The sequence below is a fragment of the Mucilaginibacter hurinus genome (genome assembly GCF_003324525.1).
Classification (GTDB): Bacteria; Bacteroidota; Bacteroidia; order Sphingobacteriales; family Sphingobacteriaceae; genus Mucilaginibacter; species Mucilaginibacter hurinus.
Genome location: NZ_QGDC01000008.1, coordinates 31,782 through 43,551, shown reverse-complemented (window position 1 = coordinate 43,551; position 11,770 = coordinate 31,782). Strand labels below are relative to the sequence as shown.

Annotated in this window: 14 protein-coding genes; 9 read left to right on the top strand and 5 right to left on the bottom strand. The window is 42.1% G+C overall.

From position 1 onward, the window contains the following. Window positions 1-5: 5 nt before the first annotated feature. Window positions 6-1,106, bottom strand: coding sequence for a redox-regulated ATPase YchF (gene ychF / locus DJ568_RS14200; RefSeq protein ID WP_114005961.1), 1,101 nt, complete (start codon window positions 1,104-1,106; stop codon window positions 6-8). A 191-nt stretch (window positions 1,107-1,297) separates the two neighbouring features. Here ychF and mgtE point away from each other — a divergent pair, with 191 nt between their 5' ends. After that, window positions 1,298-2,668 (top strand): magnesium transporter, encoded by a 1,371-nt coding sequence (gene mgtE / locus DJ568_RS14195; RefSeq protein WP_114005960.1) that lies wholly within the window; start codon window positions 1,298-1,300, stop codon window positions 2,666-2,668. A 131-nt stretch (window positions 2,669-2,799) separates the two neighbouring features. Here the strand turns inward: mgtE and DJ568_RS14190 are convergent, their stop codons facing one another. Together DJ568_RS14190 and DJ568_RS14185 are read right to left on the bottom strand one after the other, a co-directional pair. Then, entirely contained in the window at window positions 2,800-3,123 is a 324-nt protein-coding gene (locus tag DJ568_RS14190; protein ID WP_114005959.1) for a DUF3276 family protein, read from the bottom strand. A 129-nt stretch (window positions 3,124-3,252) separates the two neighbouring features. Continuing rightward, window positions 3,253-5,037, bottom strand: a complete 1,785-nt coding sequence (locus DJ568_RS14185; RefSeq protein WP_114005958.1) for an ABC transporter ATP-binding protein — start codon at window positions 5,035-5,037, stop codon at window positions 3,253-3,255. Window positions 5,038-5,282: 245 nt separating this feature from the next. On the opposite strand from DJ568_RS14185, the gene nusB reads away from it, so the two are divergent. The 8 genes from nusB (at window position 5,283) to DJ568_RS14150 (ending at window position 10,328) form a co-directional block, all read left to right on the top strand. Beyond that, on the top strand, window positions 5,283-6,230 hold the full coding sequence (gene nusB, locus DJ568_RS14180; protein ID WP_114005957.1) for a transcription antitermination factor NusB: 948 nt from the start codon (window positions 5,283-5,285) through the stop codon (window positions 6,228-6,230). Between the two features lie 49 nt (window positions 6,231-6,279). Beyond that, complete coding sequence (locus tag DJ568_RS14175; protein ID WP_114005956.1) at window positions 6,280-6,813, top strand: DUF1573 domain-containing protein; 534 nt, start codon at window positions 6,280-6,282, stop codon at window positions 6,811-6,813. Between the two features lie 30 nt (window positions 6,814-6,843). Further along, a complete protein-coding gene (yajC, locus tag DJ568_RS14170) occupies window positions 6,844-7,137 on the top strand; it encodes a preprotein translocase subunit YajC (RefSeq protein ID WP_114005955.1) in 294 nt (97 codons plus the stop codon). A gap of 65 nt (window positions 7,138-7,202) precedes the next feature. Next, window positions 7,203-8,150: a CdaR family protein gene (locus DJ568_RS14165; RefSeq protein WP_114005954.1), complete on the top strand. Its 948-nt coding sequence runs from the start codon at window positions 7,203-7,205 to the stop codon at window positions 8,148-8,150. Further along, window positions 8,150-8,731, top strand: coding sequence for a dephospho-CoA kinase (gene coaE / locus DJ568_RS14160; RefSeq protein ID WP_114005953.1), 582 nt, complete (start codon window positions 8,150-8,152; stop codon window positions 8,729-8,731). The genes DJ568_RS14165 and coaE overlap by 1 nt, the downstream gene beginning before the upstream one ends. Before the next feature lie 14 nt (window positions 8,732-8,745). Further along, window positions 8,746-9,684: an MBL fold metallo-hydrolase gene (locus DJ568_RS14155; RefSeq protein ID WP_114005952.1), complete on the top strand. Its 939-nt coding sequence runs from the start codon at window positions 8,746-8,748 to the stop codon at window positions 9,682-9,684. Then, window positions 9,684-9,842 carry a DUF5522 domain-containing protein gene (locus DJ568_RS17255; RefSeq protein WP_158534940.1) on the top strand — a complete coding sequence of 53 codons (159 nt, stop codon included), beginning with the start codon at window positions 9,684-9,686 and terminating at the stop codon, window positions 9,840-9,842. The genes DJ568_RS14155 and DJ568_RS17255 overlap by 1 nt, the downstream gene beginning before the upstream one ends. 36 nt (window positions 9,843-9,878) lie before the next feature. Then, window positions 9,879-10,328 (top strand): MarR family winged helix-turn-helix transcriptional regulator, encoded by a 450-nt coding sequence (locus DJ568_RS14150; protein ID WP_114005951.1) that lies wholly within the window; start codon window positions 9,879-9,881, stop codon window positions 10,326-10,328. Window positions 10,329-10,409: 81 nt separating this feature from the next. Here DJ568_RS14150 and DJ568_RS14145 read toward each other — a convergent pair whose 3' ends face one another. Beyond that, entirely contained in the window at window positions 10,410-11,120 is a 711-nt protein-coding gene (locus DJ568_RS14145; protein ID WP_114005950.1) for a ZIP family metal transporter, read from the bottom strand. After that, window positions 11,117-11,686 (bottom strand): phosphatase PAP2 family protein, encoded by a 570-nt coding sequence (locus DJ568_RS14140; protein ID WP_114005949.1) that lies wholly within the window; start codon window positions 11,684-11,686, stop codon window positions 11,117-11,119. The genes DJ568_RS14145 and DJ568_RS14140 overlap by 4 nt, the downstream gene beginning before the upstream one ends. Window positions 11,687-11,770 lie beyond the last annotated feature (84 nt).

Here is an 11,770-nt window from a genome sequence, read left to right as displayed (position 1 = left end):
TCTATTTACACGTTAAACCTAAAATGCATAATGTCGCCATCTTCAACAATATAAGTTTTACCTTCAACAGCCAGTTTGCCGGCTTCTTTACACGCGGCTTCTGATCCGTAGTGCACAAAATCTTTATATTTTATCACCTCCGCACGAATAAAACCTTTTTCAAAATCAGTGTGGATAACGCCTGCTGCCTGCGGCGCGGTAAAGCCTTGCGTAATGGTCCAGGCCCGTACTTCTTGCACCCCGGCGGTAAAATAAGTGGCCAGGTTGAGCAGTTTATAAGCCGCTTTTATCAATTTGTTTACGCCGGATTCGGCCAAACCAAGGTCTTCCAAAAACATCTGGCGCTCATCGTAGCTTTCCAATTCAGCAATTTCCGATTCTATTTTAGCAGATATAATCAATACCTCTGCGTTCTCTTCCTTAACGGCTTCGCGCACCTTTTCAACATAGGCATTACCGGTATTCACGTCGTTTTCGCTTACATTGCAAACGTATAGTACGGGCTTAGCGGTAAGTAACCATATGTCAGCTATATGTTCCTGGTCCTCCTCGGCTACCGGCGCTGTACGGGCTGATTTACCTGAAAGCAGGTGGTTTTTATAAATGGTTAATACTTCAAAAGCTTTTTTTGCGTCTTTATCATTACCCACTTTGGCCGCTTTTTCAATTTTTTGTATCTTCTTTTCTACCGAGTCAAGGTCTTTTAGTTGAAGTTCGGTATCTATGATTTCTTTATCACGTATCGGGTCAACGCTGCCGTCAACATGTATCACATTATCGTTATCAAAGCAGCGCAGTACATGTATAATGGCGTTGGTAGCACGTATGTTAGCTAAAAACTGGTTACCCAGTCCTTCGCCTTTACTGGCGCCTTTTACCAGGCCGGCAATGTCAACTATTTCAATAACATTAGGTACCACATTTTTAGGCTGTACCAATTCAGTAAGTTTAGTAAGCCGCTCATCCGGCACTGTTATTACGCCCACGTTGGGCTCTATAGTACAAAACGGAAAGTTGGCAGCCTGTGCCTTAGCGTTTGATAAGCAATTAAAAAGTGTTGATTTACCTACGTTAGGCAAACCCACTATACCACATTGTAAACCCATTTATTGTTGATTATATTGTTCATAGCCGATAGTCCATGGTCCATAGCCAATAAGTGTGAGCGACCATCGGCTATAGTATATGGGCTATGGACTAAAGCCGCAAAGATAACATAAAAAAATTCCTGTAATTTGAAAAAATAAGCGACTTTTGCGGCAAGTAACTCAGGTATAAAAGATGTAAAAAAGCGCTTATGGAAGAAATGGTTGAGCAGGTAGAATTATTACTGCAACAGGAGGATGAATCTCAATTGCAGGAGTATTTGAATAGCCTCAACATTTCAGACGTAGAAGAGCTTATTGATGAGTTTCCGGAGCACGGTCCTAAATTTATCGAGATACTGTCACTTAATCGCGCGGTAAACGTATTCCGCATTCTTGATTTCCCTACCCAGGAACGTATTATAAAAAAGTTATCGGGAAAGAAGATTGCCGAGCTGATTAACGAGTTGCCTCCGGACGACCGTACTGCACTTTTTAGCGAACTGCACGGTGATGCGGTAGCTAACCTTATACTTCATTTGCCGCCTGCCGACCGTAAGGAAGCTCTCTCGTTACTTGGATATGAGGAGGATAGCGTTGGCCGCTTGATGACGCCGGATTACATTGCCGTAAAAAAAACATGGGATGTTACCCGCGTATTGTCGCATATACGCAGGTATGGTAAAAACTCCGAAACCATTGATGTGATTTATGTTGTCGACGAAAAAGGCGTTTTGCTTGACGACATCCGTATACGCGAGATATTATTGGTTACACCAGAAACTAAGGTAAAAGACCTGATGGATGGGCGCCTGATAGCGCTGAATGCCAGCGATCCGCAGGAAGAAGCCATTAACACCTTCAGGATGAACAACCGTACGGCTTTGCCCGTAGTTGACGCGGATAATTTTTTGCTGGGCATAGTAACCGTCGACGATATTTTATGGATAGCGAATGAAGAATATACCGAGGATATTCAAAAACTCGGCGGTAACGAGGCCCTGAATGAACCTTACCTGGATGTGTCGTTGTTTACCCTGTTTAAAAAGCGCGTAGGATGGCTGGTTATACTATTGTTTGGCGAGATGCTTACCGCTACCGCCATGGGTTATTTTGAGGATGAAATAAAACGGGCCGTAGTATTGGCCCTGTTTGTGCCGCTGATTATGAGCAGCGGGGGCAATAGCGGTTCGCAGGCATCAACGTTAATCGTTCAGGCTATGGCACTGGGTGAGGTTACAATTGCCGACTGGTGGCGCGTAATGCGGCGCGAACTGGTAGCGGGTGCGCTGCTGGGGCTTACGTTAGGTACAATAGGTTTTCTGCGAATTTATGTATGGTCGCTTTTCTCTGACGTGTACGGCGCACACGCGGTACTTGTAGGTTTGGTGGTAGGCATTACGCTGGCGGGTATTGTATTGTGGGGTTCGCTTACGGGTTCCATGCTGCCCATCTTGTTAAAAAAACTGGGGCTTGACCCTGCCACTTCATCAGCCCCTTTTGTGGCAACGCTGGTTGATGTTACCGGGTTGCTGATCTATTTTTCAATAGCGGTAATACTGTTGAAGGGCGTAATATTGTAGTTATTAATTTATCGCACATCAACGCTTCCGATTAATGCATCCTTAATTACTTATGGGCATAAACACAAAAACCCCGCATAAGCAAGGTTCTTATTAATTATATATTAACAGGTTGTTCGGTTTATTAAAGCTCAGAAAGAGAAATCTTCGTCGGCTTTAGCTGTTTCAGGGGCGCCCTCACTAAATTCATAGCGTTTTTCAACAACCTCCTGGTTAGCCTTAATATAGTCGATTGAGTCCTTTAAGCCTTCGGCAAATTTTTCAAAATCTTCTTTATACAAAAATATTTTGTGTTTGATAAAAACACCGTCTTCCAGGCGCTTCTTGCTCTCGGTTATCGTTACGTAATAATCGTTTGACCGGGTTGCTTTTACATCAAAAAAATAAGTCCTTTTCCCTGCCCTTACCTTCTTTGAATAAACCTCTTCACGCTCTCTGTTATCAAAATCTCCCATGTTAAATAATGTGTAATTGAGTTTTAGTTGGCATAAATATAAATAATTTTTGATAGTGCAAGTATTTTAGTAATAATATTATCAAAATTTAATAAACTTTTTCTTTAGTTAATTGTGCCGAAATTACAATCAGGCGGTTTCCTCTTCAAGCAATTGTTTTTCGTGCAAGTCAAAGTAGCTGCCTTTAAGCGCCATCAGGCTTTGGTGATTGCCCTGTTCTACAATACTTCCGTTATCTATCACCAATATAGTTTCGGCGTTCTTTATGGTAGATATGCGGTGGGATATAATGATACTTGTTTTGCCTTGCATAACCCGGCCAAGGTTATTTAATATTTCCTCTTCCGTGCGGGTATCGACCGCCGACAGACAGTCGTCAAAAATAAGTAATTGAGGATGCCGCATAATAGCCCTCGCAATAGACACCCGCTGTTTTTGCCCGCCGGATAAAGTAATGCCGCGTTCACCTATGAGGGTATCAAAACCGTTCTCAAGTTCCTTGATGTTTTTATAAACGGCAGCGTCTTTGGCAGCCTGTTCAACCTCGGGCATGTTTAGCACATCGGCACTAAAAGCTATGTTTCTGGCAATAGTGTCTGAAAACAAAAATACATCCTGCGGCACAAAACCAGTTTGCGAACGATAACTGTCCAGGTCAAGCTGTTTTATCGGCGTATTGTCAATACGTATTTCGCCGCCGGTACTGTCATACATGCGCATCAGTAGGTTAGCTATGGTTGATTTGCCTGATCCTGTGCGGCCAATTATTGCCAGCATGTGCCCTGGCTCGACAGTAAACGATATATTGTTAAGCGCCTTAATGCCTGTATCAGGGTATACAAAAGATACATTATCGAAAGTTATGTGGCCTTCAATTGTTTTCACTATACCATTTACTGATACGATTTCGGGCTGCTCATGCAAAAATTCATTAATCCGTTTTTGCGATGCCGCAGCACGTTGTATAAGCGATGTTACCCAGCCCAATGCCATAACCGGAAACGTAAGCTGGCTTAAGTAGATAATAAACTCGGCAATATTGCCCGGCGTGATGTTGCCTTTCATTACCTCAGTGCCACCTACATATATTACAATAACGTTACTCAGCCCTACCAATAACAGCATCAGCGGGAAAAACATGGCTTGTACCCTGGCCAAACCCATTGAATGATGCTTGTAATCTTCGCTTTCAGTAGCAAAACTTTGGCGGATAAACACTTCGCGTACGTATGATTTGATTACCCTGATACCTGAAAACGTTTCTTGCACAAATCCCGACAGCGATGACAAGCGCTGCTGTATCTGTTCGCTGCGGTGGTTGATCACGTTGTTTACATAATAAATCAACCCGGCAAGTAAAGGCATGGGTAATACCGAGTATAATGCCAACCGCACATTAACCGTTAGCATAAAGTATATTACCATAATAAACAACACTATCGTGTTAATGGTGTACATAATGCCCGGGCCCAGGTACATGCGCACCCGGCTTACATCCTCTGTAACACGGTTCATTAAATCGCCTGTGTTATGCCGCCTGTAAAACGCCATAGACAGCACCTGGTAATGATTGTATATTTCGTTTTTCAGATCATACTCAATGTGGCGCGATATGAGTATAATGGTTTGCCGCATAAAAAAAAGGAACATGCCCCTTATAAGCGACAGTGCGAGTACTAACGCGCCAAACAAAAGCAGGCAGGAGCCAAAAATATCGTAGATGAGTTGTTGTTTATTAAACCCATCATATAAGCGGTACATGGCAATGTTTTCGGCTACCAAATCAAAGGCTATACGGATAACCGGTGCAGGCAAAACGCCAAAAATGTTTGATGCGATAACAAACAGGATGCCCGGGATAAACCTTTTGCGGTATTTATAAAAGAATTTATTGAGGTAGGCCAGATGTTTCATTCCTTTCAAAGGTAATAATTTGTTGATAGTTCATGGTTGATGGTTAATAACGTAAATTTAGCGTAAGACATGATTGTTTTTTGCACCAACATACCCCTTAGTAAAATTAGCTATGAACTATTCAACCGCCAACCATTAACTATACCATAAATCACTTTGCTACTATAAAAAAAACCTATACTTTTGCTGCGTACTACATTTACTTATTTTTTTAAACAACCCAACGCACACATCGTTCTTACGCAATGTTAAACAGAAGACATCTTAGAGTTAAAGTACTACAGTCATTATACGCTTATCATCAGTCAAGCAATCGTGATATAACCCTGCACCAAAAAAATCTTTTAAAAAGTATTGATTCGGTTTTTGAAATGTATATCTGGATGCTGTCTTTGATATCAGAAGTGGTGAATTTTGCTGCTAATGATGCCGAAGAACGTGCTCACAAGCATTTGCCAACGGCTGACGATCTTAAGCCCGACCTGAAAATATTGGGCAACAGATTTATTACCTCCCTCAGCCAGAATAAAGAATATCTTGCAGCAATAAAAAAATATAAAATCAGCTGGAGTTTTGAGCCTGAACTGGCGAAAACCCTTTTTAATGTTTTAAAAGCTTCGCCTGAGTACAAAGAATATCTGTCTAAAACCGACGATACACTACACAGCGATAAAGACATTATTAAATTTATCTTTAAAAAAGTAATCCTAAAGTCGTCATTAGCTGAACAGGTTTTTGAAGACAAATTTATAGTTTGGCCCGTAGATAAAGACGTGCTGCAAGCTTTAATAGCTAAGACGTTTAAAAACTTCTCAAACGACGACCCGCAGTTGAATAAACTGGCTGAGATTACCGGGAACTGGGAAGAGGATAGGGAGTTTATAGTTGATTTATTTGTGCAGAGTGTTAAGTACGATGCCGATTACCAGGAAATGATCGCTGCTAAAACACAAAATTGGGAGCCTGAGCGCATTGCCATGATGGACACGCTGCTAATGAAAATGGCGCTTACAGAATTTATTAATTTCCCCTCGGTACCGGTTAAAGTTACGATAAACGAATACCTGGAGATATCAAAAGAATTCAGTACGCCTAAAAGTAACTCATTTATAAACGGCATATTGGATAAAATACTTACCGAGCTAAAATCCCAAAGAAAAATTAAAAAAACCGGCAGGGGATTGATAGAGTAACCGGTAACCTATACTTTAGCGCAAACCATTATAAAATACACTATAACAAATGAAAAAATTATTCTTAACCTTCATAGCCGCCAGCACATTATTGGCAGCTTGTCAGTCAAATTCTGGTGGTTCGTCTGCTGATAGTGCAGCTACCGCTAAAGAAGATAGCATAGCAGCAGCCAAAGTACTTGAAAACCCGGTTGACTCTGCCAACGCTCCTGTGCTTAAATTTGCCGTTGAATCATACAATTTTGGTAAGGTTGACGCTGGTAAGAAGGTAGAGTATGAATACGAATTTACTAATACAGGTAAATCGCCGCTGGTGATACAAAACGCTACGGCAAGCTGTGGCTGCACGGTGCCGGCATGGCCTAAAAAGCCAATTTTGCCAGGCGAAGGAGGTAAAATAAAAGTATCTTTTGATAGCGCAAATAAATCGGGTATGCAGGATAAACTCATAACCATTACAGGCAATACAATCCCGGCGCAAACTGTAGTACACCTGGTAGGTGAGGTTACAGGCGATGCAAGCGCCCCCGCAGCGCCCGGAGCCCCGGCACCCGGAACAGATCACGGCGATCACAAACATTAATAATATTTTTTTACTTAAATTTATATAGCCATGGGTGGAATCAATCCGCAATTCATCATGCTAATACTTATCGTAGTAGTATTTTACTTTTTTATGATACGTCCGCAGATGAAAAAACAAAAGGATCAAAAGAAATATGTGGACGAGCTGAAAAAAGGTGACAAGGTAGTTACCACAGCAGGTATACACGGTAAAATCGCTGATGTAGCGGATACGACCATTCTGGTAGAAGTTGACAACGGTGTTAAAATACGTTTTGACAAAGCGGCTATCTCGTTAGAAGCTTCAAAGGCATTGAATACACCAGCGCCTGCTAAATCTTAAAATAAGTTGCTAATTTTATAGTGCCGTTCAATTTAAGTAATTGAACGGCATTTTAATTTTACAGCATGGCAATAGTAAAATTATCCCCGGCCGAAAAAAGAAGGGCTTCAGCTTTTTTAAGTTGTTTGGTACTTGCTGCAATAGCATGGGTGTTTGCCGTACTTTCAAATCCGCATAATTTTACGGTAGCCAAAATAATTGTTTATAAAAATGCGCCGCAAAAGCGTGCCTTTCATCCGCTGCAATCTGATACGGTAAAAGCCACAGTAAAAGGGAGCGGCTGGCAAATGCTATTTGCGCGGCTTAATGATCAAAACAATACTATAGGTGTAAATCTCAGCAGCCTTGATAAGCATAACTACGTTGTGCTCAGTAATCAATTGCGCAACATAAATCTAAAGCAGGAGTCAAATCGACAGATAATAGCCTTTGATCCGGATACCCTGTATTTCGATTTTTCAAACCGGCGCGTAAAAAGGGTGCCGGTAAAACTGGTTAAATCATTGAAATATAAACAGCAGTTTGCCCAGTCGGCAGATATCGCGGTTAAGCCGGATTATGTAACCCTGAGTGGCCCGGCCGAGATGCTGAATACAATTACATCGTGGAAAACCGATACGCTGCGCGCTGAAAATGTTAACGAAACTATAAATACACAGGTAAAACTTCAGCCGGTAAAAGAGGGCAACATGAGTGTGTATCCCAAAACGGTCCAGGTAAATATTCCTGTTGATGAGTTTACTGAAAAAACACTAGCTATACCTGTTAAAATTATAAATAACCGCCATTACTACAACGTTAAGGTATATCCGCAAAAAGTGAAGATAACCTTTGTAACCTCGCTAACAGACTACCCAGATATGGACGAGGCTTTTTTTGAAGCCACCGCCGATCTGGACCTTTGGCAACTGCATGGTTACCGCACGTTACCGGTGAAATTAAGAAGACTGCCGCCTTACTGCAAAATAGTGAAGATTGAACCCGCCAATATCGATTTTATAATAAAGAAATAATGCTTAAGATAGGGCTCACAGGCAACATAGGAAGCGGTAAAACTACCGTAGCTAAAGTATTTGAAGTACTGGGCATTCCTGTGTTTTACGCTGATGATGCGGCCAAACAAATTATGGTTACCGATGCGGAACTTATAGAAGAAGTTAAGCGAACGTTTGGAAACAGTGCTTATTCGAACGGTAATCAACTGAATAGAAAATATCTGGCTGATATAGTTTTTGCTGACGAAAATGAATTGACCAAACTTAATGCACTTGTACATCCGGCCGTTTTCAGGGCGTTTGACGTGTGGGCATCCAAAATTAAAAAGGTGCCATACGTTGTAAAAGAGGCAGCCATTTTATTTGAAAGCGGTTCATATAAAATGTGCGACTATAGCATAATGGTTTCTGCACCGCTGGATATGCGCTTGGGCCGGGTGATGAAACGCGACGGCATAACGTACGAGGAAGCCGCCAGGCGCGAAGCAAGGCAATATCCCGAAAATGAGAAAGCGAAGCTGGCCAGTTACACAATAACAAATGATGGCCACCAATTGGTGATACCGCAAGTACTGGCCTTGCATCAACAATTTTTATAACCCCCGGGCAGCTAATGATACTTGATGATTTCGTGGTTTTTGATGAGCGTGGGCTGTATTGCAAGTACGGTAACTTCTACCTGGATCCAGTGCAGCCGGTGCAAAATGCAGTAATATCCCATGCCCATGCCGATCATGCTGTTGCCGGAAACGCTGTTGTTTATTGTACAGCGGCCACCGCCGCTTTTATGCAACTGCGTTACGCAAAAAATGCGGGACGTGTTTTTAATATAATGCCTTACAGCGATAGCGTTACCCTGAATGGAGTATTGCTGACATTTATACCAGCGGGACATATGCTGGGATCGGCACAAATTTTAATGCAGTATAATAACAGCAGCTACTTATATACAGGTGATTACAAATTGCAGGCTGATGCCACATGCGAACCGATAGAATGGGTAAATGCCGACGTATTAATAACCGAAAGTACTTTTGCCGATCCTGCAGTTACGCATCCGGACCCGGTTGCGGAGATCAGGAAACTAAATGATATTAAGTTAAATATAATGCTGGGAGCTTACGGACTTGGAAAAAGCCAGCGACTTTCGCGTCTGATAAGCGAACATGCTCCGCAAAAAACGGTTTTGGTGCATCATCGCATTACACCGCTTAACGCGGTGTACGAGAAGTTGGGTTACAGCCCCGGAAATTATCAGCCCTATAACCGCAAACTGATGAAAAATCAGTTAGAATACGTATACATTGTGCCCCCGTTTACATTTGATAGTTATTACAGGGCAACCGGCGTTAAACGGCTATTTGCTTCGGGCTGGAAAAATCTGCAGGTGAACATGCAGGATACACTTTTTATATCAGACCATCCGGATTGGCACGATATACTCGAAGCGGTAAAGCGCGTACAACCAACCCAAATTTGGACGTTGCACGGTGATGGTAAGCATCTGAAAGATCATTTTGCGGGCAATATTTTTGTTAAGATACTTGGGTGATGTTACAGGAAAATATCGATTATTATATAAATTCTGACGGGAATTTCGTTTTTACAGAAGCTTACCATCTTAAACGCGGGCACTGCTGCAAAAACAGGTGTTTGCATTGCCCGTGGCAATACGGAAAATCAAAGGAACCTAAACAAATAAAAAAATAATAAACATATTTGCAAGCCAGTTAGTTATAATACACTATGCGAATAGAAGACGAAATTAAGAGCAGTAAATTTGAAGATAACTATCAAAAAGTAGTTATCAATATAAACTACACTTATGGCTGGATAAGTAATTTCTTCAGGTCTCATTTTGAAAAAAATAATTTAACCACACAGCAGTTTAACATATTGCGTATACTGCGCGGCCAATACCCAAAACCGGCTACCATAAACTTGTTAAAAGAGCGCATGATAGACAAAATGTCTGATGCGTCGCGTATAGTTGACCGGCTGGTTCAAAAAGGGCTGGTTACCCGTTGCACTAACAGCCGCGACCGCCGCGCTGTAGATATCGTGATCAGTGATGAAGGACTCAAGATATTATCAAGGATGGATGATGAATTCAAGACCAAAGAGGTGCTTAAAAATCATCTTACAGAAGAAGAAGCAGGACAACTAAGTGATTTGCTGGATAAGTTGAGAGGGTAACGGTAACTTCGATTCGCTATTTCACCTTCCCACTCGCTACAGTTATTCTCGCTTCACCGCTGACGCTAATTTGCCTTAAGATTATAATAAAAATCCGGCCAGCGCAATGCCTATCCCGCATAATACGGCTATCATTTTCCGCAGGTTAAATTTATGGTCAGCGCTCGACTCAAATAATATAGTGGTTGATATATGCAGGAATATGCCTATAACTACGCCCATAATGCGGTTAAAATACTGCTGCAGGTTGCCTATCCCGCCATTACTTAATTGGGTGCTGAAAAAGTAGCCTGCAGGAGCCATTACCGCGAACAACAGGATAAAAACAACGGTGCGGTTGCGGCTTTGGCCGTGGGCTAGTAATACGCTGCCCAGCGCAAATGCTGCGGGTATATGATGCAGCGCTATACCAAACACCAGTTCGTGCTGGTGGCCCTCAGCAATAGGCATGCCTTCTAAAAATGCGTGCAGGCATAAACTTATCATAATACCCACCGGGAAGGAAGAATGTTCCTGGTTATGCCGGTGTATATGCCCATGCTCAATACCGTCAGAGAACTGCTCTAATACAATTTGAAATATAAAGCCAACCAAAATAAACACGCCCACCAGGTCGTCGTTACCATGGTAGGCATCAGGAATTAAGTGCAGTATGGTTATTCCAAATAAATAAGCGCCGCTGAAGGACAAAACAAGCTTCAGCATTTTATGGCTGTGACCCTTAAACAGAAATACGGATAAGCCGCCTAAAAAGGCGCTTAAAAAAAGTAAAAGGAGTTGCCAGGTGCTCATTTATAAAAGTTGGGTTGTAATTTTTTAAATAACAGGGCCATGGCAAAACCTATAAGCATGCCATATAAAGCCCCGCCAATAACGTCAATAGGATAATGTACACTCACGTACACCTGCGCAAAGCAAATACTGGCGGCCCATAACATGGCTACCCACCATATTTTGCGCCAGCGGGTGGTAAACACAAGGCTTAAAAAAGATGCTATGGCAAAATGGTCTGTAGCGTGCGTAGATGGGAAACTGTAACCCGTACCACAGGGAACGCGTTCAATATCGGTACTGGAGGTAACCGCGTCCCGGCATGGCCTAACCCGTTTTATAGCAGGCTTTATAACGCTTGCGCTGGTAAAATCAGCTATACCGGCAGTAATGGCAAGCGTAGCGATAATGACAATGCCGGTTTTTTTGAATTTGTAAATACAAAAAACAACAGTAAAAACATACAGCGGGATCCAAAACCTGGCGTTGCGTAAAAGCGGCATCAGCCAGTCGAAAAACGGGTTCGAAAGCTCGTTGTTGATGAAATAAAATAAATGCCGGTCTAATTGTAATAGTTGGTCAGGCATTGTGTGGTGTTAATTGCATGCTGCGTTTTCGCGGTTACAAATATAGCCATAAAATTGAGGCTTAAAACAACACTAATATTACCT

What these genes read in the sequence shown, in the direction of transcription:
- coaE (WP_114005953.1), top strand. Translation starts at nt 8,150, where the DNA reads ATGCTTAAGATAGGGCTCACAGGCAACATAGGAAGCGGTAAAACTACC.
- DJ568_RS14155 (WP_114005952.1), top strand. Translation starts at nt 8,746, where the DNA reads ATGATACTTGATGATTTCGTGGTTTTTGATGAGCGTGGGCTGTATTGC.
- DJ568_RS14140 (WP_114005949.1), bottom strand. Translation starts at nt 11,686, where the DNA reads ATGCCTGACCAACTATTACAATTAGACCGGCATTTATTTTATTTCATC.
- yajC (WP_114005955.1), top strand. Translation starts at nt 6,844, where the DNA reads ATGGGTGGAATCAATCCGCAATTCATCATGCTAATACTTATCGTAGTA.
- DJ568_RS14165 (WP_114005954.1), top strand. Translation starts at nt 7,203, where the DNA reads ATGGCAATAGTAAAATTATCCCCGGCCGAAAAAAGAAGGGCTTCAGCT.
- DJ568_RS14150 (WP_114005951.1), top strand. Translation starts at nt 9,879, where the DNA reads ATGCGAATAGAAGACGAAATTAAGAGCAGTAAATTTGAAGATAACTAT.
- DJ568_RS14190 (WP_114005959.1), bottom strand. Translation starts at nt 3,123, where the DNA reads ATGGGAGATTTTGATAACAGAGAGCGTGAAGAGGTTTATTCAAAGAAG.
- DJ568_RS14175 (WP_114005956.1), top strand. Translation starts at nt 6,280, where the DNA reads ATGAAAAAATTATTCTTAACCTTCATAGCCGCCAGCACATTATTGGCA.
- DJ568_RS14185 (WP_114005958.1), bottom strand. Translation starts at nt 5,037, where the DNA reads ATGAAACATCTGGCCTACCTCAATAAATTCTTTTATAAATACCGCAAA.
- nusB (WP_114005957.1), top strand. Translation starts at nt 5,283, where the DNA reads ATGTTAAACAGAAGACATCTTAGAGTTAAAGTACTACAGTCATTATAC.
- ychF (WP_114005961.1), bottom strand. Translation starts at nt 1,106, where the DNA reads ATGGGTTTACAATGTGGTATAGTGGGTTTGCCTAACGTAGGTAAATCA.
- mgtE (WP_114005960.1), top strand. Translation starts at nt 1,298, where the DNA reads ATGGAAGAAATGGTTGAGCAGGTAGAATTATTACTGCAACAGGAGGAT.
- DJ568_RS17255 (WP_158534940.1), top strand. Translation starts at nt 9,684, where the DNA reads ATGTTACAGGAAAATATCGATTATTATATAAATTCTGACGGGAATTTC.
- DJ568_RS14145 (WP_114005950.1), bottom strand. Translation starts at nt 11,120, where the DNA reads ATGAGCACCTGGCAACTCCTTTTACTTTTTTTAAGCGCCTTTTTAGGC.